The organism is Lysobacter sp. N42, from assembly GCF_004344885.1.
This window is the reverse complement of sequence record NZ_SKFB01000003.1, coordinates 1-24,136: the sequence shown is the minus strand read 5'-3', so window position 1 is coordinate 24,136 and position 24,136 is coordinate 1. Positions and strand designations below refer to the sequence as shown.

Annotated in this window: 19 protein-coding genes; 13 read left to right on the top strand and 6 right to left on the bottom strand. The window is 46.2% G+C overall.

Annotated features, from left to right (window positions below; all coding sequences use genetic code 11):
* The first annotated feature begins 49 nt into the window (after positions 1-49).
* Both EYQ95_RS07665 and EYQ95_RS07660 read left to right on the top strand, forming a co-directional pair.
* A complete protein-coding gene (locus EYQ95_RS07665) occupies positions 50-586 on the top strand; it encodes a phosphatase PAP2 family protein (RefSeq protein WP_111915625.1) in 537 nt (178 codons plus the stop codon).
* Between the two features lie 18 nt (positions 587-604).
* Positions 605-1,648: a glycosyltransferase family protein gene (locus tag EYQ95_RS07660; protein ID WP_111915626.1), complete on the top strand. Its 1,044-nt coding sequence runs from the start codon at positions 605-607 to the stop codon at positions 1,646-1,648.
* Here EYQ95_RS07660 and EYQ95_RS07655 read toward each other — a convergent pair.
* The 4 genes from EYQ95_RS07655 to EYQ95_RS07640 form a co-directional block, all read right to left on the bottom strand.
* Complete coding sequence (locus EYQ95_RS07655) at positions 1,645-3,315, bottom strand: M28 family metallopeptidase (RefSeq protein ID WP_111915627.1); 1,671 nt, start codon at positions 3,313-3,315, stop codon at positions 1,645-1,647. The two genes, EYQ95_RS07660 and EYQ95_RS07655, sit on opposite strands and share 4 nt — an antisense overlap.
* Positions 3,316-3,414: 99 nt before the next feature.
* Positions 3,415-5,466: a TonB-dependent receptor gene (locus EYQ95_RS07650; protein WP_111915628.1), complete on the bottom strand. Its 2,052-nt coding sequence runs from the start codon at positions 5,464-5,466 to the stop codon at positions 3,415-3,417.
* Positions 5,466-6,617 (bottom strand): PQQ-dependent sugar dehydrogenase, encoded by a 1,152-nt coding sequence (locus EYQ95_RS07645; protein WP_111915629.1) that lies wholly within the window; start codon positions 6,615-6,617, stop codon positions 5,466-5,468. Before EYQ95_RS07645 ends, EYQ95_RS07650 begins: the two co-directional genes overlap by 1 nt.
* A gap of 57 nt (positions 6,618-6,674) precedes the next feature.
* Entirely contained in the window at positions 6,675-7,589 is a 915-nt protein-coding gene (locus EYQ95_RS07640) for a hydrogen peroxide-inducible genes activator (protein WP_111915630.1), read from the bottom strand.
* A 341-nt stretch (positions 7,590-7,930) separates the two neighbouring features.
* On the opposite strand from EYQ95_RS07640, the gene EYQ95_RS07635 reads away from it, so the two are divergent.
* The 8 genes from EYQ95_RS07635 (at position 7,931) to EYQ95_RS07600 (ending at position 16,942) form a co-directional block, all read left to right on the top strand.
* Positions 7,931-8,728 carry an undecaprenyl-diphosphate phosphatase gene (locus tag EYQ95_RS07635; RefSeq protein ID WP_111915631.1) on the top strand — a complete coding sequence of 266 codons (798 nt, stop codon included), beginning with the start codon at positions 7,931-7,933 and terminating at the stop codon, positions 8,726-8,728.
* On the top strand, positions 8,728-9,759 hold the full coding sequence (locus EYQ95_RS07630) for an FAD:protein FMN transferase (RefSeq protein WP_111915632.1): 1,032 nt from the start codon (positions 8,728-8,730) through the stop codon (positions 9,757-9,759). Before EYQ95_RS07635 ends, EYQ95_RS07630 begins: the two co-directional genes overlap by 1 nt.
* Before the next feature lie 79 nt (positions 9,760-9,838).
* On the top strand, positions 9,839-11,191 hold the full coding sequence (mgtE, locus tag EYQ95_RS07625; protein ID WP_111915633.1) for a magnesium transporter: 1,353 nt from the start codon (positions 9,839-9,841) through the stop codon (positions 11,189-11,191).
* A 55-nt stretch (positions 11,192-11,246) separates the two neighbouring features.
* Positions 11,247-12,488 (top strand): Zn-dependent hydrolase, encoded by a 1,242-nt coding sequence (locus tag EYQ95_RS07620; RefSeq protein WP_111915634.1) that lies wholly within the window; start codon positions 11,247-11,249, stop codon positions 12,486-12,488.
* A gap of 57 nt (positions 12,489-12,545) precedes the next feature.
* Positions 12,546-13,976, top strand: a complete 1,431-nt coding sequence (gene ccoG, locus EYQ95_RS07615; protein WP_111915635.1) for a cytochrome c oxidase accessory protein CcoG — start codon at positions 12,546-12,548, stop codon at positions 13,974-13,976.
* Positions 13,977-13,979: 3 nt separating this feature from the next.
* Positions 13,980-14,957, top strand: a complete 978-nt coding sequence (locus EYQ95_RS07610) for a serine/threonine protein kinase (RefSeq protein WP_111915636.1) — start codon at positions 13,980-13,982, stop codon at positions 14,955-14,957.
* A gap of 56 nt (positions 14,958-15,013) precedes the next feature.
* Positions 15,014-15,634 carry a thiol:disulfide interchange protein DsbA/DsbL gene (locus tag EYQ95_RS07605; protein ID WP_111915637.1) on the top strand — a complete coding sequence of 207 codons (621 nt, stop codon included), beginning with the start codon at positions 15,014-15,016 and terminating at the stop codon, positions 15,632-15,634.
* Between the two features lie 21 nt (positions 15,635-15,655).
* On the top strand, positions 15,656-16,942 hold the full coding sequence (locus EYQ95_RS07600; protein ID WP_111915638.1) for a mechanosensitive ion channel family protein: 1,287 nt from the start codon (positions 15,656-15,658) through the stop codon (positions 16,940-16,942).
* Here the strand turns inward: EYQ95_RS07600 and EYQ95_RS07595 are convergent.
* On the bottom strand, positions 16,914-17,819 hold the full coding sequence (locus EYQ95_RS07595; RefSeq protein WP_111915639.1) for an acyltransferase: 906 nt from the start codon (positions 17,817-17,819) through the stop codon (positions 16,914-16,916). The genes EYQ95_RS07600 and EYQ95_RS07595 overlap by 29 nt on opposite strands.
* A 131-nt stretch (positions 17,820-17,950) precedes the next feature.
* On the opposite strand from EYQ95_RS07595, the gene EYQ95_RS07590 reads away from it, so the two are divergent.
* From EYQ95_RS07590 to EYQ95_RS07580, 3 genes are read left to right on the top strand one after another with little or no spacing between them, the layout of a single operon-like run.
* On the top strand, positions 17,951-18,598 hold the full coding sequence (locus EYQ95_RS07590) for an ImuA family protein (RefSeq protein ID WP_111915640.1): 648 nt from the start codon (positions 17,951-17,953) through the stop codon (positions 18,596-18,598).
* Between the two features lie 10 nt (positions 18,599-18,608).
* Positions 18,609-20,006 (top strand): DNA polymerase Y family protein, encoded by a 1,398-nt coding sequence (locus EYQ95_RS07585; protein WP_111915641.1) that lies wholly within the window; start codon positions 18,609-18,611, stop codon positions 20,004-20,006.
* Complete coding sequence (locus tag EYQ95_RS07580) at positions 20,006-23,086, top strand: error-prone DNA polymerase (RefSeq protein ID WP_111915642.1); 3,081 nt, start codon at positions 20,006-20,008, stop codon at positions 23,084-23,086. Before EYQ95_RS07585 ends, EYQ95_RS07580 begins: the two co-directional genes overlap by 1 nt.
* Before the next feature lie 18 nt (positions 23,087-23,104).
* Here EYQ95_RS07580 and EYQ95_RS07575 read toward each other — a convergent pair whose 3' ends face one another.
* Positions 23,105-23,644 carry a gamma carbonic anhydrase family protein gene (locus EYQ95_RS07575; RefSeq protein ID WP_111915643.1) on the bottom strand — a complete coding sequence of 180 codons (540 nt, stop codon included), beginning with the start codon at positions 23,642-23,644 and terminating at the stop codon, positions 23,105-23,107.
* Positions 23,645-24,136 lie beyond the last annotated feature (492 nt).

Sequence of the window (24,136 nt, the reverse complement as noted above, 5' to 3'; positions counted from 1 at the left end):
TTCATACTGCCCAACTAGACTTCACTGCAATCAAGCCGTGGAGAATCCTATGAGCTGGTTAGCACAATTACAACGATTTGATGAATGGATGTTTTTTGTCGTGTACGACGCGCTCAAAAACATTACCCGTTACCGTATTGCTCGCTGGGTTTCTAAAAGTGGTGACGGCTACGGCTATCTTTTTGCTTGTATTGCCGCATTTGCGTGGGGAGATCCCGATGCATTTTGGCTCCTCTCGTTGTTGTTAATTGGCTTTGCTATAGAGCTTCCCGTGTATTGGGTGCTTAAAAATAGTCTTCGCCGACAGCGCCCGTATCAAAGAATTGCCCGCTTTAAAGCCGTAATTATTGCTCACGATCAATTCAGTTTCCCTTCTGGTCACACTACAGCAGCCTTTATGTTTGCAGGCCTATGCCATGTGGTGATGCCAAGTTGGACCTTGTTGGTGTATGTCTGGGCAAGTGCGATTGGCCTGTCTAGAGTTGCTTTGGGTGTGCACTACCCGGGCGACATTTTTGCGGGTGCGTTGTTGGGTTCTGGCTTGGCTTACGCGGTGCTGCAGTTGGGCGTGCCTTGGATTGGATAATTAAGATAGAGGTTAATCATGCGAATTTTGATCGGTGTTCAAGGTACAGGAAATGGCCACTTAAGCCGCTGTCATGCGTTAGCTGCGGCACTTAAAAATGAACCTAGTATTCAAGCTGATTATCTTATTTCTGGCCGCGCCCAAGACAAACTGTTTGATATGGAAGCCTTCGGCGATTACCAATGGCGCAAAGGTTTAAGCTTTCAAGTTCGCGATGGGAAGGTTTCAATAATAGATACGATAAGCCAAAACCCGTGGTTACAATTTTGGGACGACGTGCGTAGCTTAGATTTAAGCCAATACGATTTAGTGGTAACTGACTTTGAGCCCGTAACTGCTTGGGCCGCCCGTCGCCAAGGTGTTCGTTGTATTGGTATGGGTCGTCAGTATGCCTTTTTTAAAGACCTACAAGGTGTAGCGATTAACCCGTTACAGCGCGCCATGCTCAAGCAATTCGCGCCGTGCGACACGACCTTAGGCATGCATTGGGAAGCGGGAGGTGAACATGTTATTCCTCCACTCATTCACGGCGGCATTAGCGGCGACATGGTCGATAGTAATCAAATATTGGTTTACCTTCCATTTGAAGACTTGCATGAAGTACATACGCTATTGAAGAACTTTCCTGAATACGAATTTCACGTTTTTCATCCTAACGCAGAAATTAAAAGTGAAGGTCATATTCATTTTCATCCACCTTCCAGAAGCGAGTTTCCAAAACGATTTGCTTCAAGCAGCGGAGTGCTTACCAATGCTGGCTTTGAAACGAGCAGCGAAGCTCTATCGCAGGGTAAACGTTTGCTAGTAAAACCATTGCATGGTCAGTTTGAACAGTTGGCGAATGCAAATTGTTTAATGGACAGAAATTTGGCAACAAGTATGCCGGAACTTTCTGTTTCTGCCATTGAAGACTGGTTAGAAGAAAGCCAGCCGATTCGCATCGACTGGCCTGATGTAGCTCCGGCTATTACCCAATGGTTAGCTTCTGGTGCGCAACTGCCAGTCACTGAGCTAAGTCGTCAGCTCTGGCAGCAAACACAGTTTGTACAAGCAGTGGCTTAAGGCTGACGCTGGTCTTCGCTCTCTAAGCGAAGTGCTTCAAACTCATTACCTTCCGCCCATTGTGGCCACTCGCGGCTGTTCGCGAGTTGCTCACCTACACGGTAGAACACCCACAAGTCTTGTTGAATGCCGCGTAAATCCCAGTCTGGGTTATATTCGTCGCCTTCTTTGTGGTAGCGATTTGCTAGGAAGTCACTTGCCTGTTCACGGCCGTACTCTTCGCCTCGCAAGAAGTGGTCAACACCACCTTTCGCGTAAAGCACCGGTACACCTTTCTTCGCCATGCTGAAGTGATCAGAGCGATAGAAAATACCCGCTTCAGGGTTCGTTTCTGGTGCTAAATAACGATTTTGAGCCTGTACGAAAGGTTCAGCGAATTCTTGCATATTGGAGTTGTTCCAACCCACAATTACGAAATCACGCACTGGACCGTGAGCATAAAGCATATCGATATTGATACCTGCAACAGCTTGCTCTAAAGGTAGCAATGGATTTTCCACATACCATGCAGAACCCAGTAGGCCACGCTCTTCTGCACCTACAAGCGCAAACACTACAGTACGCTCAGGTTGTTCACCTTCAGCAAACTTTTCAGCCATTGAAAGCAGTCCTGCAGTACCCGTAGCGTTGTCTTGCGCGCCATTAAATACCTCACCACTGACTGGCTCAATACCCAAGTGGTCCCAGTGGGCCATATAAATAATGTGCTCTTCTGGATATTTAGAACCTTCGATGTAGCCCACCATGTTATAGGTGTCTAGCTCTGAAAATTCATTTTCAATTTCCATAGAAACAGACGCATTTAGGCTTGTTGCAGCAAAGTCTTGTGAAAGCGCTTGTTCATGAGCTTCTTCAAGTGACATGCCGATGTTTTGGAAAAGGCGATCTGCAGTTTCAGCTGAGAACCAACCTTCTAACTCAACGCGGTGCATGTTGTTGTTTTCTGCTTTCATGGTGAAGCGCGCCGGTGAACCGCCAGCAACTACACCCCAGCCGTAACCTGCAGGGCCGTCTTCGTGGATGACGATAGCGCCGGTAGCGCCTTGACGCGCAGCCTCTTCAAACTTGTAAGTCCAACGGCCGTAATAGGTCATGGAGTTGCCTTTGAAAAGGTCTTCGTCTTGCGTGGCATAACCTGGGTCGTTTACAAACATCACCACGGTTTTACCTTCTACGTCTAACCCTTCGTAGTCGTTCCAGTCATATTCTGGCGCAACAATACCGTAGCCAACGAACACAAGTTCACTGTCTTCGATACTGATTCCATCGACCATACGGTTAGTCCAGCCGGTAAAGTCTGTGCGGTTTTCCAAGGTAAATTCGCTAGACTCAGTTTGCACTGCCATATCGGTAATACGTGTCGGAGCAATACGAACCAGAGGTAATGGTTGTGTGTAGTTTTCATTCGTAAATGACTGAACGCCTAATTCTCTGAAGTGGTTCGCCACATACTCAATAGTAAGTTCTTCGCCACGTGTACCAGGCGCACGTCCTTCAAATTCATCAGAACTTAAGGTGCGTAAATGTTCGCGGTACGATTCGTCAAATTGGTAATCTACGATACCGTCAGCATCAACCATAGCTGCTGTGTTTTCAGTGTCCTCAGTAGCAGGACTACACGCAGTAACTAAGGCTATGGCTGAGGCGCAAAGTAGCATGTTGCGCATGATAGAGCCTCTTATGTAATTTTAAGTTGTCGCTATATAAAAAATGGAACGCCTCGCATCATAGCGAAAAGCGCTCCATTAAAGAAGAGACGATAAGACTTACGGCTCAAATCTGGCGTTAAAACCAATCATCCAAACTCTGCCTGGGGCAGGCTCAAAAGAACGCCCGCTTCCTTGGTTAACCACTACAGAGCCGACGTACTTTTTGTCTGTGAGGTTATCGATTCTGAACCATGGCTCTATCACCCACCGGTTTTGCGTGTACTGAGACGAGATACTTAAGTCGTATACTGTGGCAGACGGTGCAAACTCTGAGTTGTCATCATTCGTAGCGATTTTAGACCGATAGGTTTGATTGAGCTTGAACTGTAAACCAAAAGGCGAGAACCAAGTGACCCGGTTATAAAGGTTGGTTTGTGCGATACCCGGTAGTCGGTTTCCAGATTCTGCTACAGCGCCTTGGTATGTGGCGTCAAGATAGGTATAGCTTATGTCCCAAACCCATTGTTCGCTTAAATTCCAATTCGACTCGAATTCAAAACCCGTACGCTCTGTTTGGGCTGCGTTGCGATAAGTTGTGCGACCATCGTTACTTTGATCAACAACGATGTCGTCTTCACTGTCGATAAGAAATAAACTGGCTTGCCCACGGAAGTTTGGGTTGTACCATTTTAACCCTATTTCGGTTTGCTCTATAAGACTAGGTCTTAAGTCGGTATTTAAACCCGTGCCCGTATTCCGATAGGCCATCTCTGTGAGTGTTGGTGACTCGAACCCTTGTCCGGCAGAGATATACGCACTGACAGCCGATGACACTTGATAGTTAAGTCCTTGGCTCCAAGACCACTCATCTATATTTGCACGCCCGCTGTCGTCCGGGCTTTGTGCGGTGATGTAGCGATCGGACACGGAAAAGGTCATGGATGAGGTTCTGACACCTGCGGTCCAGTGCCAGCGTTCAGTGAGCGAAAAGTTGGAAATGAGAGATAGATCTGAGCTTTCCACTTCTCCGGTTTCGTCTCTTCGCAAATCACCAATAACGCCTTCGTTATTTACATACCCTTTTCTGGTGTCTTCTTGTGACGCAAAGTCCGCTCCCCATGTCAGTACCCAATCGTTTGAGCTAGGTACGTTCCAATCATATGTCGCAGAAACGCCATAAAAGGCGCGGCTTAAATCAATCACAGCACCTGAACTTGTCGGGTCGTCGCCCGCAAAAGGTAGGTATTGAAGAATTTCTCGTTCTCCATTCCAAAATGCGACTTGCCACGGGATAGATACACCCTCAAGAGTAATAGACTGTTGTTGGTGAGCGATTGACTTGCGTGTTTTGAATTGAAATGCTCGCGGGTGAACCTGAGAGGGGTTTTCGCGCCAAACTGACGCTGTAAGTGCGAGTGGATCTTCGATTTCAGGGGCGTCATTATCATCGACTCGGATCGTTATACGAATATTTTCGCCGTCGTGAAAACCGCGCAGCGCCAATTGCTCTCGCTCAATAGCGCCAACCTGTCTGTCACCCGCACTGCTAAATTCGGCATAGTCGACACGAAAAGCTTGTTCACCTCGGCGATATGTTCCTTGAAACCGCGACTTCTCTCGGCTCGCACTGCCTTGACTAAAGTGAACGAACGCGGAAGATACTAAAGGCATTTGGCTTCTTAAGTCGATAACACCACCTGCGGCATTACCATAAATAGCGGCGAGCGGACCACGCAGAACCTCAACATATTCAGGCTCGTCAATAAGTATGCTGGAGGTTTGAGCTTGGCCGTCTGGCATGGATAGCGGGATACCGTCTAAGCGCAAACGCACACCGCGCACACCAAAGGCTGCTCGAGCTCCAAAACCTCTTAGCGTAATGCGCGTGTCTTGAGCGAAATTGTAGCGAGTATCTACTTGTAAGCCAGAAATACCTTCGAGAATTTCGGCGACGTCAGAGCGCTGCCCCGGTAATTGTTGCTCCACCTCCACACGTGATACCGAAGCAGGCGTGTTGAGCCAAGGTGTTTCTGTTCTTGAAGCCGTTACCGTAATGGTTTCAATGTTGTCGTTGCTGTCATTTTCAGACTGACCAACCACGGCACTGGAGTTGAAAAGAAAAGGGCTTACGAGAATCGCAAGCCCCATTTTTTTTGAGTTACAACGCATTATTCAGCCTTTGGACTTAGTCTCAATATTTTCGCATTCTCACGCTCGTCGGTAAGCGCGTAAACATAGCCTTGTGGCCCTACTGCAACTTGGCGAATTCGGTAGTCCATAGCTATTGGTTCGTAGTGCATCACTCGACCGTCTTCAATTTCCATGCGAGCAATTTGTTGTCCACGCAATGCGCCCGCAAGAATGTTGCCTTGCCATTGTGGGAATACATCACCTTGGTAAAAAGTCATGCCAGACACTGCGATAGAAGGTGTCCAGTGCCAAATAGGTTGTTCTAAACCGTCTTTGTGAGTGCCTTGAGAAACAGCAAGTTCTCCGCCGCCGTATTCTTCACCGTAAGTGATCAGTGGCCAACCGTAATTGTGCCCTGCCATTGGGTGGTTAATTTCGTCACCCCCTTGCGGACCATGCTCTACAGACCACATGGTGCCTGTGCTTGGCTGAATATCGATACCTTGAACGTTGCGGTGGCCATAGGACCAAATCTCTGACTGTGCGTCTGCGTCATTCACAAACGGGTTGTCGGAAGGGATGCTGCCATTAGCGTGAATACGAATGATCGTCCCGGTATGGCTGTCGAGCTCTTGGGCTTGCATCATTTGGTGTCCGCGATCGCCTAAACCGAGGAATAAATACTGACCGTCGTCACTAAAAGTCATGCGACCGCCATAGTGTCTGCCGCCTTCTACTTTTGGCTCGCCACTGAATACACGGGTGAAATCTTGTAGTTCGTTGCCAACAATACGCGCATGGGCAACGGCTGTACTGGTAATAGTGCTTCCCGGAGACTCGGGTTCTGAGTAGCTAATATAAATACGCTGTGACGTTTCAAAGTCGGGGGCCAGAACTACGTCTAATAAACCACCTTGGTTTCTCACTTTTACTTCAGGCAAGCCTGCTAGGGGCTCTCCTAATGTGCCGTCGGATTCCACAATACGAATCCGCCCGGGTAGTTCCGTAACGAGCATGCGACCATCTGGCATGAATGAAATACCCCAAGGGCGTACAAGGCCAGAAGCTACCGTTTCTACTTCAATGTCTGCCCAGCGCGTTTCAATGGTTGTTCCGTGGTCGTCCGCGCTAGCTGCATGAGTTGTACTCATTAGTGCTGTCGTTAATAAACTTAATGTTAACTTTTTCATGTTCACTCCCTGTTGCGTTGTTGCTAGTTATACGCAATACATTCATTTTGAGATTCATTACTTCAACGTGTTTATAGGCATGAGTTCTGCCAAGGTTTCCGCCACTTTTCTAAAGGTTTGGCGGCGGCTAGTGGTGGGGCGAAATACCACCCCAATTTCCCGATATGCGTCACCGTCTACTGGATTGGTAATAATCATTTCACTGTTGTCTAAAATACCTTGGTCTATGGCAAGTTGCGGCATAAATGTGGCACCCTCTAGCGACTCTGCCATTTGCACCAAACTATGAATGCTCGACGCAGTAAACGGATTTATTTTCTTGGTATTTCCCAGTCGGCATGCTGTAACCGCGTGCCCACTCAGGCAATGCTCTCTTTCAAGTAGGAAAATGCTTTGGTCCGGCAAGTTGTTGTAGTCGAACGGGTCGCCTAATTGGTCGTAAATTTTAGGGTGTACTACAAACTTAAAAGGATCACGACCGACTACCCATTGTTGGTTGCCATGAATATCTACCGGAACGGCAAGAATAAGCATATCGAGTTCGCCGTCTCGAAGTAGGTTAAGTAGCTGCTGGGTGGTGTCTTCGCGAATATGAAGTTGAAGCTTTGGATACTGGGCCCGTAAAGTTTGTGTTAACCGCCCTAGAAGAAACGGGCCAATAGTAGGAATACAACCCACACGCAAAGGGCCTTCCATTATGCTTCCCTTGCTTTGCGCATAATTTACCAATTCTTCGGTATGAGTAAGAATATTCCTTGCTCGGTCGACAATTTCCTCACCCATGGCAGTAAACAGAAACGATTTATGGTCGCGCTCAATAAGCTGACAGCCGAGCTGCTCCTCAAGGTTTTGAATGCCGCTACTTAATGTGGATTGGCTCACAAACGAAGCCTGCGCGGCACGGTTGAAGTTCTGGTGTTGATGCAAGGCAAGTAAATAGGTCAGATTCTTGAGGCTGGGTAGCTTCGCCATAAATCGCTCCTTAATCTTATAATTCGATTAGTATAATTCCTTTTATTCGATTTTGTCCACGCAGGGTTTGGGCTAACATTTTCTTGCTCAAACGGATCTTTTGTCACAAAAGGTTCATTTTTAGGGGGTATCATTCCTTTCAGTTTCCCCCTGGGAACGGTTGTTGCTAATTTAAACCGTAACATTGCGCCCGCTATTCCCCATAGCGGGCTTTTTTTTGCCTGTTGTTTTTTTATCTATTCATGTTGGCGCTAGCTGTTTCTAAGCAACGTTTCTGCTAAACTTTCAGCCTACTAAAAGACTCTCTTTCTTCGATAAAAATTATAATCAGAGACCATTTCATGGAATACATTACCGCAATTATTTTAGCGTTGGTGCAAGGGATTACCGAGTTCTTACCTGTTTCTAGTCAAGCCCATTTAGTGCTAGCTGGCGAATGGTTCGGTGAGGTTTACCAGGGTTTAGACTTCGACGTAATTTTACATGCGGGTTCGTTGGTAGCGGTTGTGACTTATTTCCGGCACGAGTTATTTGCCATGGCAAAAGACTGGACTGGTTCGCTGGTGGGCGGTGAACGCACCAAAGACTCGAAGCTAGCGTGGTGGGTTATTATCGGCACTATCCCTGCGGGGGCGCTGGGCATTTTACTGAAAGACTATGCTGAAACAATTCTAAGAAGCCCATGGATTATGGCAACAGCGCTTATTGTTTTCGGGCTATTTTTAGGATTAGCGGACTGGAAAGGTCGCGGCAAACGCACTGAATACGACTTAAATTTAAAAGACGTTATCGTGATTGGCTTTTCTCAAGCGCTGGCGCTTATCCCAGGAACTTCTCGTTCGGGCATTACTATGACAGCCGCATTGTTTTTAGGTATGTCTAGGGAAGCTTCTGCTCGTTTTTCTTTCTTGTTGTCAGTACCTGTGATTGCGGCCGCGGGACTGCTTTACACCATAGAGCTTGTGCAACAAGGCACAACTATGGGGTTAGGTCCGCTGTTGGTAGGCTTTATTGTCGCGGTGGTGAGTACCTATGCGTGTATTCATTACTTTTTAGCATTCATAAAGCGTATCGGAATGCAGCCGTTTGTTATTTATCGTGTGTTATTAGGCTTACTGATTATTGGAGCAGTTTGGTGATGAAAACAGTATTCAAATGGGTAAGTTTACTTTGCTTAGGTATATTCCTTAGCGCTTGTTCAAAAGAGCCTGAAACACTACAAGGCAATATTTTTGGAACGTTTTTCCAGGTGACTATTGCAGGCTCTGAGCGTTATGAGCGAGAAGAAGTAGAGCAAGGTGTACTTGAAGTTCTTAATCGAGTAGACATGCAAATGTCGACCTATAAAGAACAGTCGAATTTAATGCAGCTTAACCAAGCGCCAGTGGGTGTTCCTTTTCCAGTTCCAGCTGAGCTATTTGAAGTATTAGAACTTTCATTAGACGTGTCTGAAGCCTCGGGTGGAGCGTTCGACAACACCGTAGGTGGTCTTGTTAATTTGTGGGGGTTCGGTCCTGAAGGTCGGGTAACTTCGGCCCCACCAAATGAATTGTTGCAAACACGCCTAGCGCGGGTGGGTTACAACAAAGTAGAACTAGATGCGCAAAACCAAACCGCCACAAGACTTGCTGATGTGTTCATTGACCTTTCAGGTATTGCTAAGGGTTATGCGGTAGACCAAGTTAGTGAGTATTTACTAGATTTAGGCATCGAGAACTTCTTAGTGAATATAGGCGGAGACTTGCGCAGCCAAGGTAAACGCAGCGAAGATGCTATGTGGCGTGTGGGCATTGAAGTTCCTACAGACCAACGACAAATGGCGCAACATATTTTGCCGCTTACCAATATGGCAATTTTAGGCTCCGGAGACTACCGAAATTATTTTGAAGAAAATGGTGTGCGCTATTCGCATACTATAAATCCGACAAACGGTCGCCCGATTGCTCACCGGTTGGCCGCTGTACATGTGTTGCTCGAGTCTGCGGCAGAGGCTGATGCTTGGGCCACCGCGTTACTTGTGTTGGGAGAGCAGCGTGGGTTATCGCTAGCAAACGAGTTGGGTATTGATGCTGTTTTCATTTACCGCGAAGGTAATGATTTTGCGACCTTAATGTCGAATAGTTTTAAAGCTAATCATGAAGCACAGCTAGAAATTCCAACTGTACTATAAGTATGTATAATTATTTGGCGTTACAATTTGATTTCATTGTAAAATAAGCTATACCGTCGCATGACACAGGAGATTGGTCATGGCCGTTGAGTCACAAGAACATTTGATAGATATGATCGAACAAGGCAATGAAAAAGCCTTGCGCACCATGCTGTCAGACATGGCTTCAGCGGATATTGCAGAGTATATCGACGAACACTTCGAAGTTTATAACGCCCTCGCCTTACTTGAAAAAATGACGCCTGAGCAACAGGCTGACGTTTTTGGCTACCTTCGCCCGAACAACCAGCAAGAACTTGCTACCCACATGGAAATTGGTTTACTCGCCAAGTTATTCCGTGACATGAGTTCAGATGAACGTGCCGACGTGTACGCCATGTTGGACCTAAAACTGCAAGATGCACTCATGCGCAGAATGGCAAAGCGTGAGCGCGAGGATATGCTGCGGTTGGCAAGTTATGAAGAGGGTTCGGTCGGGGCTGTGATGACCTCAGACTATGCCGCCATTCCTATGGGAGGCACGGTTGAAACTGCGTTACGTAGGCTTCGCCAGAGTGCCCCAGAAAAGGAAACTATTTATCAGGCTTATGTAGTCGACAGCGATCATAAACTGCATGGCGTAGTGTCTTTGCGTGACTTAATTACCGCGTCACCGGACGACCCGATTGACGACATAATGGTGAAAGACGTAGTGACGTTGACACCCGATATGCCACAAGCAGAAGCAGCCAGAATTATCAGCCGCTACGACTTTATTGCGATTCCTATTATTAGCCACGACAATATTCTTGTGGGCATGGTGACCTTCGATGACGCGATGGACGTTGTGGAAGAAGAAGACACCGACACCATGCACAAATCGGCAACGGTCGGAAAAATTGATGGCGGTTTGAAAGACGCAAGCCCTATCCTACTTTACCGCCGACGGATTAATTGGTTGGTTTTGTTAGTGTTTGCCAATATCTTCTCGGGAGCAGGAATCGCCTACTTTGAAGCGACCATTCAAGCGTATGGCGCTTTATTGTTCTTCTTACCGTTACTTATTGCTTCCGGCGGTAACACGGGTGCGCAGGCTGCTACGCTTATGGTTCGTGGTATTGCCACAGGTGAAATTGCCAGAACCGACTGGTTCCGGATGCTATTCAAGGAACTTACGGTTTCAATTGGTCTTGGTGTAACTATGGCGGTTGCCATTATGGTCGTAGGCTGGTGGCGCGCCGGTCCGGAAATTATTCTGGTTGTTGCGATCAGTATGTTCTGTATTGTTCTCGTGGGTAGTTTAATTGGGGTACTACTGCCGTTTGTACTTAACCGTTTAGGTTGGGACCCTGCTACAGCAAGTACACCTCTGGTCACCACAATTGCAGACACCAGTGGTGTTCTTATCTACTTCGGATTCGCCACAACTATTCTGAATATCACGCCAACTTAAGTTGCTAAACGCATGCCTTGTTCTAGTCTTTAGGTAGACAAAACAAGGAGTTTTCATGCCAAACATCAATCTTCCTCGCCTCAAAGAAAGCCTAATGGAGCTTTCTCGTATTGGTTTTAACCCTGATGACAAAGGTATCTACCGTTCGGGTTTTACAGACGCAGACATGGAAGCAAGGCGATGGCTTATTGATTTGGCCAAGAACGACGGTTTTAGCGCGGACATGGACGGAGCTGGAAACGTATGGTTGGGCTACGACACAGGAAAACATGAGGAAGATAGTGCGGTTGTGATGGGCTCGCACTTAGACTCAGTTCCTGCTGGCGGTATGTTTGACGGTAGTTTAGGTGTAATGGCTGGCTTAGAAGTGATGCGTACAGTTCGCGACCACGAGCTCAACCTGCAACACCCGCTTAAAGTATTAGGAACTGCAGAAGAAGAAGGTCGTTTCGGCGGTATGTTTGGAGTGCAAGCCATTACCGGAGATCTCACGCCGGAATGGATCTTGTCTGCACATGATGCTGATGGTGTTTACCTTGCCGATGAGATGAAAAAGCAAGGCCTCGACCCGATGGGGGCGTTAGATGCAGCGTGGCAAAAAGACCAAATGAAAGCTTATTTGGAACTGCACATAGAACAAGGCCCTGTGCTCGACCTTGAGAAAATTCCATTGGGTGTTGTAGAAGGTATTTCGGGGGTATTTAAGTGGATTGTGAAACTCAAAGGTAAAGCTGATCACGCAGGTACGGCGCCAATGCATATGCGAAGTGACGCGTTCATGGGGTTGGCGGACTTTGCGCACGAAATTCAAAGAATTATTGATGAATGGGGCACGGACATGAGCCGTATTACTGTGGGTAAAGTTGATTTAAAACCAGGGTATCCGCACACCGTACCAGGAGAAGTCATTTTCACTATCGTTGGCCGAGACATGAGCGAAGATGTCATGAAAGCTTTGTCGGAGGCTTGTGAGCGAACGCTTCGGGCGATTTCACGAAGACATAGACTGCATTTCGAATATGACGAAGTGAGCTGGTTAGGCCCGAATTACTGCGCCCCAAGTATGATTGATTTGATGGAGATCAAGGCGAAGGAGCGAGGATGGGAGTATAAAGTAATGCCCAGCGGTGCTGGCCATGACGTGCAATTTTTTACTCATATTACCGAGTCGGGTTTGATTTTTATTCCGTCTGTGGGTGGGGTGAGTCATGCACCAGATGAATGGTCGCATTGGCACCATATTGAAATGGGTACAAACTTGCTTCTTGACTGCGCTATTGAGCGGGCCAGTACATGAAATTCGTAGTTAAGGGGCGTATACTAACGCCTTTAATGGCTTAAAAGTGGTATTGCCATGGAACAAAAAATAGAAGTTCAAGACGCGCCTCCGAAGTCGGTTCGTATTCATAAGCCCGATCCCAGCAAAAGTAACAACAGTTACGCACCACGAGATCAAATTTACGTTCGTGAAGTCAAAGGACGTGTAGAAACCCTAAGACGAGTGCTTGGTTTCGCGCTTATGGCGGCTTTTGCTTTGTTACCTTGGCTAACTTGGAATGGCGAACAAGCCATTTTACTCGACATTCTTGACCAGAAGTTCCGTATATTCGGACTGACGCTTTGGCCGCAAGATCTCACTATTTTGGCGTGGATTTTTATGATTGGGGCTTTTGCTCTGTTCTTGGTCACGACGTTATATGGTCGTGTTTGGTGCGGGTTTACCTGCCCGCAAACTACATGGACTTTTATTTTTATGTGGTTCGAGCGGAAAATTGAGGGCAGCCGCCACCAACGAATGAAGCTAGATGCTCGCCCCATGGACTTCGACAAGTTCTGGCGTAAAACAGCCAAACATTCTGCTTGGTTGGTTGTTGCTGTACTCACCTCGATGACCTTTGTTGGTTACTTCACGGACATACGCGCCCTATTCCAAGAGTTTTTCTTATGGAACAGCAGTGCTTGGGCAACTGGCTGTGTTTTATTTTTCACCTTTGCGACTTATGGAAATGCGGGTTGGATGCGTGAAATCATGTGCACGCACATTTGCCCATACGCAAGGTTCCAGTCTGCAATGTTCGACAAAGACACGTTTATAGTGGCTTACGATGAGAAGCGAGGCGAACCACGAGGGCCGCGTAAGCGTAAAGCGGACTTAGACGAAGTCGGATTAGGTCATTGCATCGATTGCCAATTATGTGTGCAGGTATGCCCAACGGGTATCGACATTAGAAATGGGCTGCAATACGAATGTATAAACTGTGGTGCTTGCATTGATGCTTGCGACGGCGTCATGGATAAAATGAATTACCCTCGCAAGCTGATTAGCTTTACCACGGAAAATCAGCTGGAAGGTAAACGCACCAAGTTATTTCGTTTTAAAAGTGTAGGCTATGGGTTGGCGTTAACCGTATTAACAGGCTTATTGGTGCTCGACATACTGCTTCGCATTCCACTCGAGTTCGACGTTATTCGTGATCGAAACTCACTATTTAGAGAAAATCAGCAAGGTTATATTGAAAACGTGTACACCCTACGTGTGATCAACAAGTCGCAAGAAGCTCAAATATATACGTTGAGTGCACAAGCCGAGGGAGTTGAAGACCTGCAATGGCACGGGCCAACAGAAATTACGTTAGAGGGCGGAAGTACGGAAACCATACCGATTAGTTTGGCCATAGACCCCTATTTTCTTGATACGCCCATGAAAGAAGTGACCTTCACTGTGCAGTCGATAAACGAAGAACGCGTGAATATGACCGTTGAATCGAACTTTATTTATCGGTAACCCATGAGTGACTTTACTTTTTCTTCGCTCAGCCCAGAGCTGATTCTGGATGCCTTGGAGTCGGTAGGTTACTACCCTAGCTCGGGGTTACTGGCACTTAATAGCTACGAAAACCGGGTTTACCAATTCTTGAACGACGGCGGGCAGCGTTACGTGGTGAAGTTTTACCGCCCTGCGCGTTGGAGCAATGCACAAATTCAAGAAGAGCACGACTTTTTAAGTGAACTACATGACGTCGACATCCCTGTGGTGCAGCCCATTCGAGAAAATGGTGTTTCCTTATTTGAGTATCAGGGCTATCGGTTTTCGGTATTTCCAAGTGTTGGCGGTAGAGCCCTCGAAAGTGACAACCTTGATCATTTAGACGAGCTTGGAAGACAGTTGGGGCGCATGCACCAAGTGGCAAAAGTAAAACAATTTCAGCAACGCCCCACTTTAATCGATAAAGCTATTCTGAAAGATATTCAAGAGACGCTTTTAGCTTGCCCCTTAATGCCCGATAGTTTGCGTACCGCTTTTGAAGCCATTTTACAGCCAGTAGTGAAGCAGTTACTGGAGATTGAGTGGGAGCGTTACGACACCATTCGACTTCATGGCGACTGCCACGTGGGAAACTTGTTGGTTCGCGACGATGGTTTAACCTTTGTCGACTTTGACGACGCAAGGCAAGGTCCTGCAATTCAAGACTTGTGGATGATGCTTAGCGGCGACCGGCAGCAACAGACTTTGCAACTGGACACTTTGGTGTCGGCTTACGAAGAATTTACATCTTTTGACGCTTCTCAATTAAGATTAATTGAACCTTTGCGCAGTTTTAGAATCATTCAATATATGGCCTGGTTAGCAAAGCGCTGGGGAGACCCTGCATTTACGTTCTCTTTTGCGTGGTTTGCCGAAGCTCGTTATTGGGAGCAGCAAATTCTCGCATTAAAAGAGCAGTTGGCGAATATGCAAGAACCGCCTCTGCGCTTGCAGCCTTAATGTGTGTGTGGGCATAATGCCTCCGATTTTTTGAAAAACTAATGGAATAAACGTTTATGAAGAAGTTTTTATTGGCCGCCGCTGCGGTACTTAGCATGTTAAGCATTCCTGCGTTTGCGATGGACTTTGAAGAAGGCGTGCATTACGAAGTCATTTCAGACGAAGCGACCAGTGAACCGGAAATCATCGACTTTTTCTCTGTTTACTGTGGTGCTTGTTATCAGTTCCAACCGTTCAGCAGACAGTTGGCGAGTGAATTCCCAGAAGCATACAAAGCTTACCAAGTAGACTTTATTGCTCCGCGCGACATGGGTGAAGTTATTGTTCGTGCTTGGGCTGTTGCGGAAATGCTAGACGTTGCAAGCGAATATAAGCAACGTATTTTCCACGAGCATTTCGTAAACCGTAATCAAAGTAATACATTTGAAGATGTGAAAGGTATCTTTGAGCAAATGGGCATTGCAGGGCCTCAGTTCGAGCAAGCTTATGGGAGCTTTGCGGCGCGTAGCTTAGGAAACCGTATGCGCAGCGCATCACGCGACTTCAATATTCGTAGCACGCCAACATTCGTTGTGAATGGTAAATACCGCATGATTCAGCAAGGTTTCCGCGATAGCACGAATTTCTTCAACGACTACATGGAACTTGCTCGCTTCTTGCTGAATAAAGACCAATAAGCGACCCCTGGAGCGCATTCAATGGAAGGATTAACGGAAGCTTGGCAGTCTTTTTACGCGAAAATTGCCGAGCACCCGAATCTTGAACTGACCTTTGGAATTTTTGTGTTACTCACTGTTGCCGCGGTGAGTAACTTCGTGGTTAAACACGCTTTAATTCGAGTTATTGTAAAAGGCTTGGATGCGCTGCAATTAGAAGAAGACAAGCGAGTAATGAAGTCGACCATCATTGCTCGTTTGGCGAATATTATACCGGCACTTGTGCTGTATTTTGGTGTTCACCGCGTTCCGCAAATGCCGGAGGTCGTGATCACCGTGGTGCATAACGTGGTTAACGCTTTTATTGTATTAACCATAGCGCTTGCGATTAACGGCTCGCTTACATTGGCGAATCTTGTTTATGAGCGTAAATACGACGCCGCCCGCAAACCTATAAAAGGTTATATCCAGGTTTTTAAAATAGCAGTGTATGTGATTGCCGCTATTTTAATGATCGCCACACTTATTGATCGCTCGCCGCTTATATTGCTTTCTGGTTTAGGCGCAATGGCAGCAGTATTGCTGCTTGTGTTCCAGGACACGTTGCTGTCACTTGTGGCAAGTATGCAAATTTCCTCGAACGACATCATTCGTGTGGGCGATTGGGTGGAAATGCCGCACTTAAGTGCCGACGGCGAAGTCATCGATATTGCATTGCATACGGTGAAGGTTCAAAACTGGGACCGCACCATTTGTTCTATTCCAACCCGACGTTTTATTACTGACGGCTTTAAGAATTGGAGAGGCATGCAAGAGTCGGGTGGGCGCCGCATTATGCGCAATATCCTGCTCGACCAGCAAAGTATTGGGTTCTTATCCGCCGATGAGAAAAAGGGTTTACAACGCTTTCGTTTGCTACATGATTATATGGCAGAAAAGCAGCAAGAAATTGATGCCTGGAACGCTGAACTGAAAGAAGCGGGCAAAGAGCCAGTAAATACTCGCCGAATTACGAATATTGGTACGTTCCGAGCTTATGTTCGTCGTTACTTGCAGAGCCACCAAGGTATTCATCAGGATATGTTGGTTATGGTGCGGCAATTAAGCCCTACTTCTGAAGGCTTGCCGTTACAGGTTTATGCTTTTACCAACACCACGGAATGGGCAAAATATGAAGGTATTCAGTCGGATATTTTCGACCATTTGCTCGCTATTCTTCCTGAGTTTGGTTTGCGCGTATTCCAAAGCCCAAGTGGACGCGACGTGCGTGAACTTGGGCAGTTGTTAGGCGAGAACGGAATTACTCGTGATCAGAACGGTACTGACTAATACGCTGGTCTTTCTTTTTCCAGCGTTCGTTTAGCCAAGCTTGAAAGTGACCTCTAAATGCTTCGTCGTTAAAGTAGTCACCGCGTAAGTCTGGTGTTACCGGAATGCGATCGATATGCACATAGATTTTCTTTAACTTACCTGAAAGCAATGGGTAAACCACCGACTCGCCCGGTTGAATGCCTGGGTATACCACCGTTACATCTAAGATCTCTTGAAATTGCTCACCCATGGCTTGCAAAGTGAAAGACGTTCCACCAGCCTTTGGCGGGAGCAAGTTTTGAAATTCACTTTGCTTGCGCTTGTGCTTTTCAGGGGTAAGTCGAGTACCCTCACAGAAGTTGATGATGGTTGTGGGAATGTCTCTAAACTTCTCACATTTTTCTCGCGTGGTTTCTATATCTTTGCCTTTTAGCTCAGGCTTTTTCGCAATTTGTTCGCGGCTGTAGCGTTTCATAAATGGCATGTCTAAAACCCAGCAGCCCAAACCAATAACCGGCACCCAGAATAACTCTTGCTTCAAGAAGAAGCGCGGCATAGGCAGCTGCTTGCGAGACAAATGCATAAGTAAAGGAATGTCGACCCAGCTTAAATGGTTGCAAAGAATCATGTACCAACCATTTCTATTGTCGGGTAAGTCGCCTTCAATAACCCATTCGGTTTTATGTGTCAGGCTGAAAAGCCCTGAAACCGAATAAGCCCAAAGTCGGAACAAACCGTTGGCAATACTACTGGTGAGCCTTTTTATAGGGGGAATAGGCAGTAGTAACTTGAATATTCCTACAACAATAATAAGCAGCCCAATAATCGCGGTTGCTAGTGCTGCCCATGTGAAATTAATAATAACTTTGATTGGCCCGGGTAAAAAACGAAGCATGCTTTCAATGCCTTAGCTAGTAAAAAACCTGCATATCATACCGCTTCTCAATTCGCCGTGCGAATTCTCTTGATCATCCACAAAATACCTCTAGAATATACTGTATAAATATACAGTTATTGGTGAGGTTTATGGCTGTAAATAGTGTTTCTCTTAACCGCCTTATGTCACGCGGAGACGTGTGGCAAGGTCGTGTTCAGCAAGGTTCGGCAGAAAATAGCGGCGGGCACAATATTGCTACGGGGGTCGGCGAGCTCGACGACAAGCTACACGGCGGGTGGCAATGGCAAAAGCTGCATGAAATACAGGTGAAACAACCTTTTTCGGGAGAGGTGGTGTTACTTAAAAATGCATTAGCATGGAGTGGCGCGCAAAAACGTCCAGTATTTTGGATTGCTCCGCCCGCTCTGCCCTGCGCTTCTGGGTTAGCTCGCTACGTAGACCCACAAAGTCAGCACATTGTACTGACGCCGCAAACCGAAGCAGACGCTTTATGGTCTGCGGAGCATATATTGCGTTCCGGCTCAGCGGGAATGGTTATTTTATGGAGCTCAAGTTTAAGCCAGCCGGCGTGCCGCAGGCTTCACCTTGCGGTGCAAAACAGTGGTGCTATTGCTTTTGTCATCAGCGACATACAACCAGAAGAGGCTAGGCCTTTCACTACACGCCTGCGCTTGTCTACCGACTGTCGTAATATCGAAGTCATAAAACGCGCACAAGGTTGGCCTGTGCAGGTAGAGCTACATAAACCTCTTCACTGGTTGCGAGCTACGGCTTAGTAGTGAACCTATGCATTGGTTGTATCTTTATTTTCCTCAGTTGCAGCTTGATCGTTTGCAAGCTCTAACACCTGCTTTAGAAAGTAGAGCTACGGTTCTATATGACCCTCAAGACCGCAAACAAGCTGTCGTTCAAAGTAATACGAAAGCGCGGGAGTGTGGCGTATACAGCGGTACTCCGTTAGCGCGAGCATGGTTGTTAGCTGAAGATATGGCAGCCTACCCATGGAAAGAGTTAGAGCAGAACCAGCAGTTACGGCAGTTAGCGACACACATCTACCAAGGCTTTTCTGATATTTATCTCGACCCGCCCGATGGCTTATGGCTGAACTTGCAGCCTATGCGTCGTGTATACCCTAACGCAGCAGCTTGGCAAAAAGCTTTACATGTTCAGCTACATCCATTTGCCGTTCATGTAAAACAAGGTGTGCATGTGTCACCTGCCGCCGCACGTTTATTAGCAAGGTTTGAAGCGTCTCATATAGATGAAATTCTGATTGAGCAGTTGCCCTGCGAGCATAAGCAAATCGAGAAATTAGTACGCTTCGGTTTACATACGTTAGAAGACTTAAAAGCTATTCCTCGAAAGGAAATAGGTAGAAAGTTGGGGCAAGACATTGTGCTTTTATTGGCACAACTGGAAGGGCACCATCGCATGCGTTTAGCACCCTACCAACCACCCCATAGTTTTTATCAGCGTATTGTTTTGCCTTCAGAAGCTGAAAGTTGGCAAGGCTTACAGTTTTCATTGAAACGCGTTTTTCGAGAATTAGAACGCTTTTTACAAGGTCGAGGTAAAGCGGCTACAAAGTTAGTTATTCATTTATATTTCAGAGAGCAGCCGAAACAAGAACTGGTCGTGAGTGCTCCACATGGCTGTGTTACTACAGATGAATTTTTGTCGTTATGTCAGTTAAAAGCAGAGCATGAAGTGTTGAAAGCGCCCGTTGTTGAATTAAGTGTTCATGCGAAGGGTTGGAAAAACCATGAAGCTGTAATGGCCGATCTATGGAATCAGCACACTTCAACGTCAGTTCCTTTGCATCAGCTTTTAAATCAGTTGCAGCTTCGTATGGGAACCGAGCGGGTTTATGCCATACAAACACAGCATTATTGGTTACCAGAACTGAGTTGGCAGAGACGGTTAGCTGGGCAGCCCATACAACCTTCGCATGATCGAGAAGAGGTTATTCGTCGCCCTGCTTGGTTATGCCTACATGCCCAGCGAATTGATATTCATGAATGGCAGCTGGGTTTAGGACCCGAGCGTATAAGAACGAGCTGGTGGCAAACGGGCGAAGAAAGTACGCGAGATTATTATCAAGCGCGCCACTTAAGTGGTCGGCTTGGCTGGGTGTTTTATTGTTACCGTCAAAGCTGCTGGTGGTTGCAAGGATGGTTTAGCTAATGAGTTATGCAGAGCTTTACTGTTTGTCCCACTACTCTTTTTTGCGGGGTGCTTCTTCGCCAGAACAACTTGTGAAGCAAGCTGAGAGCCTAGGTTATCAAGCGTTAGCCATTACTGATGAGTGTTCAGTAGCTGGCGCCGTTAAGGCTTGGCAAGCGGCCAAACATAGTTCTATTAAAGTGATCATAGGAAGTGAGTTTAGAACACAAAGCTTAGGGCGCTGGGTTTTACTCTGTCAAAACAGAGAAGGCTATGCGCAATTGAGTGCCTTCATTACAAAATGTCGTAGAGCAGCGGAAAAGGGAAGTTATCAATTTATACCTGAATGGCTACTACAAGTGCCCTTATCTTGTTGCTTATGTATTTGGCTTCCTCCCTCTGAACTAGACACTCGTGCTCATCATTTTATGCAGAAAATGTCTACAGCGTTCCAGGGTAGGTTGTGGATAGGTTATTTACGAAGTCTTGCAGAAAGCGATATTAAGCGGCACAAAGAATTAATAACCATAAGTCAGCAATATAAATGTCCTTTAGTCAGCTGTTCCGGTGCTTTGTTTCATCATTCTAGTAGTGTACCGCTTCACGAAGTTATGTCGGCTATTCGTGAAGGATGCAAAATTGATGAGTTAGGTACAAAAGCAGAGAGAAATGCAGAACGTACGTTACGAACGTTAGGTGACATTAAGTCTTTATATGCGCCTGAGTACATAAAAGAAACGTTAAATGTTGCTGATTTATGTAGCTTCGACTTGGGGAGTTTACGTTACGAGTATCCCAGTGAAGTAGTACCGCCAGATTACACTCCAGACCAATGGCTACGTAAGTTAACTTTGCAAGGAGCAAAGGATCGTTACCCTGAAGGCTTGCCTAGTAAAGTGCGAAAGCAAATTGAGTACGAATTAAAGTTGGTACGAGAACTTGGTTACGCACATTTCTTTTTAACGATTCACGACATTGTAAGCTTCGCGAGAGCCCAAGGAATTTTGCATCAAGGCCGTGGTTCGGCAGCAAACTCCTCGGTGTGTTATTGCCTAGGTATTACTGCGGTAAACCCTGCTCAGTCTGACCTATTATTCGAACGGTTTATTTCTAAAGAACGTAATGAACCACCAGATATCGACGTAGACTTTGAGCACGAGCGTCGTGAAGAAGTGATTCAATATATTTACCAGAAGTATGGTAGAGAACGGGCGGCGCTTGCCGCTACGGTGATTACTTATCGTTTGCGTAGTGCTATTCGAGATGTCGGCAAAGCTCTAGGCTTTTCAGAGGGTATGTTGGCAGAACTGCTTGCTAGGCTTGATCGTCGAGATAGCCAGGAAGGTTGGGCGCAGCAGTTAATGGCATTAGGCATTGAAAAACATCCTCGCGGCTCTATGTTAGTGAAACTTGTCTCCATGCTATTAGGTACACCTAGGCATTTATCTCAGCATGTAGGCGGCTTTATTATTTCATCAGGTCCGCTGTCCGAGTTAGTGCCGGTCGAAAATGCTTCTATGCCAGAGCGAACTGTAATTCAGTGGGACAAGGACGACTTAGAAAGTTTGTGCTTGTTAAAAGTAGATGTTTTGGCTTTAGGAATGTTAACGGCCTTACGTAAAGGGCTGTCTTCGTTACCTGAGTTTTATGGTGACTCCTATGATCTTGCTTCTATTCCACAAGAAGATAAGCAAGTTTATGGAATGCTACAAAAAGCAGACTCTATTGGTGTATTTCAAATAGAGTCGCGCGCGCAAATGAGTATGCTGCCACGTTTAAAGCCGGCAACGTTCTACGATCTTGTTATTCAAGTCGCCATTGTTCGCCCCGGACCTATTCAAGGAGACATGGTTCATCCTTATTTAAGACGTCGAGATGGGCTAGAGCCTATCGAGTATCCAAGCGATGAAGTTGCTGATGTATTAAGAAGAACGCTAGGTGTTCCCATTTTTCAAGAGCAAGTGATTAAGCTGGCTATGGTTGCTGCTGGTTTTTCAGGTGGCGAGGCTGATCAATTACGGCGAGCAATGGCAAGCTGGAAAAGTCACGGTCAACTAGAGCCTTTTCGGTATAAATTAGTTAAAGGCATGCTTGCGCGAGGTTACCCCGAGTCATTTGCTGAGCGCTTGTACGCACAAATTCTGGGTTTTGGTGAATATGGCTTTCCCGAGTCTCATGCAGCTAGTTTCGCTATTCTTGCGTATGCTTCTGCTTGGTTGAAGTATCATTACCCTGCCGCATTCTACGTAGGGCTACTCAATAGTTTGCCTATGGGTTTCTATTCTCCTTCTCAGCTTATTCAAGACGCTAAAAGGCATGGCGTTGTTATTCACCCGGTATGCATTAACCAAAGTGGTTGGGACCATGCATTACACCATGGCAGTCGCGGACCAGAAATTAGACTAGGTTTTCGACTGGTAAAAGGCGTACGGTACCAAGACATAGAATTACTGCTTGCGAGTCGTCCGAGTGCTGGGTTTTCTTGTATGCGTGAAATACAGCGTATCCAAATACAACAAGGAAGTATTGAAGCGTTAGCAAGTGCAGATGCATTTTCTGTTTTAGCGAATCATCGTTACCAAAGTCGTTGGGAGCTTACTGAGTTAGGCGAGCAATTGCCGTTGCTCGAATCTTTAGATGAAAAGGCGCAAATAAATTTACCTGCTCCGCATCCCATAGAGTCAATGAAAGAAGATTATAACTCTATGGGGTTAACCTTAGGAGCGCACCCCGTCGCATTACTCCGCCAATACTTAAAAGGCAAAGATAGTTTACCCAAACATAGAAAAGCTAATGAACTGCCTCAACTTCGGCATGGTCAAATTATTACTGCATTAGGATTAGTTACAGGAAGACAAAGACCAGGCACAAGTAAAGGAGTAACTTTCATTACTTTAGAAGACGACACTGGGAATATTAATGTGGTGCTTTGGCAAGACAGAGCTAGGGAGCAGCGGCAAGAGTGGTTACATGCACGTTTATTGTTAGTGAGAGGAATTCTAGAAATTCACGGGGATGTTATTCATGTTATCGCCGGTCGTATGCGAGACTACACCGACCGGCTTCCTGCTGCGCACATTCGTTCGCGCAACTTTCATTAATACGAGCTTCTATGTTTATTAGGAAGGCTCGTTTAAATAATCGTTTTTAAGTTCTACGTAGTTCTCTGCAGACTTCGGTAAAAATGCGAGCTCTTCTTTGGTGAGTGCTCTCGCCTTTTTCACTGGGCTGCCTACATATAAGAATCCACTCTCTAATGTTTTACCCGGCGGAACTAAAGAGCCTGCGCCTATAATCACGTCATCTTCTACGACAGCGTTGTCCATAATTACTGCAGACATGCCAACTAAGATGCGATTGCCAAGGCGACAACCGTGTAGCATTACTTGGTGACCAAGCGTAACGTCGTCACCAATAATCAATGGAAAGCCCTCTTCATTACTATTGCTAGTTCGGGTGACGTGAAGAATGCATCCGTCTTGTACATTTGTTCGGGTACCAATGCGAATATAGTTCACGTCTCCGCGCGCAGCTACCAATGGCCATATACTACTGTCGTCGCCTATCTGAATGTCACCTACAATAACTGAAGACTCGTCTATATAAACATTGTTGCCTAAGGTTGGCTTAATACCTTTGTAAGATCGGCCAGTATTCATTCCTGATCCTCTCAATAATAATGTGTGCTTATATTCTAACGCTTGGCTCTAAGCATTTATAGTGTGCTTATTTCCACCAACCTGGTGGAAAATCATCCATTCGACATTTAAATCGACAAAAACCTTAAAAAAGCCCTTGTGAATTGTAAATTGATCGATATAATGCGCCCCACTTCTTCGGGAGCAAAGCTAGAAATAGCAAGCGATTGAAGAGTTATCTGGAAAATTAAGGATTGTTAAAAGCTACTAATTAGCGGCTTTATCCAAATTTCAGATTAAAGCACCCAAAAGTAGAAGGTAACATTTACTTAACAGGTGCAAATGGTTAGCTCAAACATAGAAAAATGAAAAAAGTTTTCATCAATGAGTTGACATAAAAAAATGGGTGTGTAGAATGCGCACCTCGCTTCGAGCAGAAGCAACGTTCTTTAACAATATATCAAGCCAAGCAATCTGTGTGGGCACTTACAGGATAAGCATCGAACTATAGCC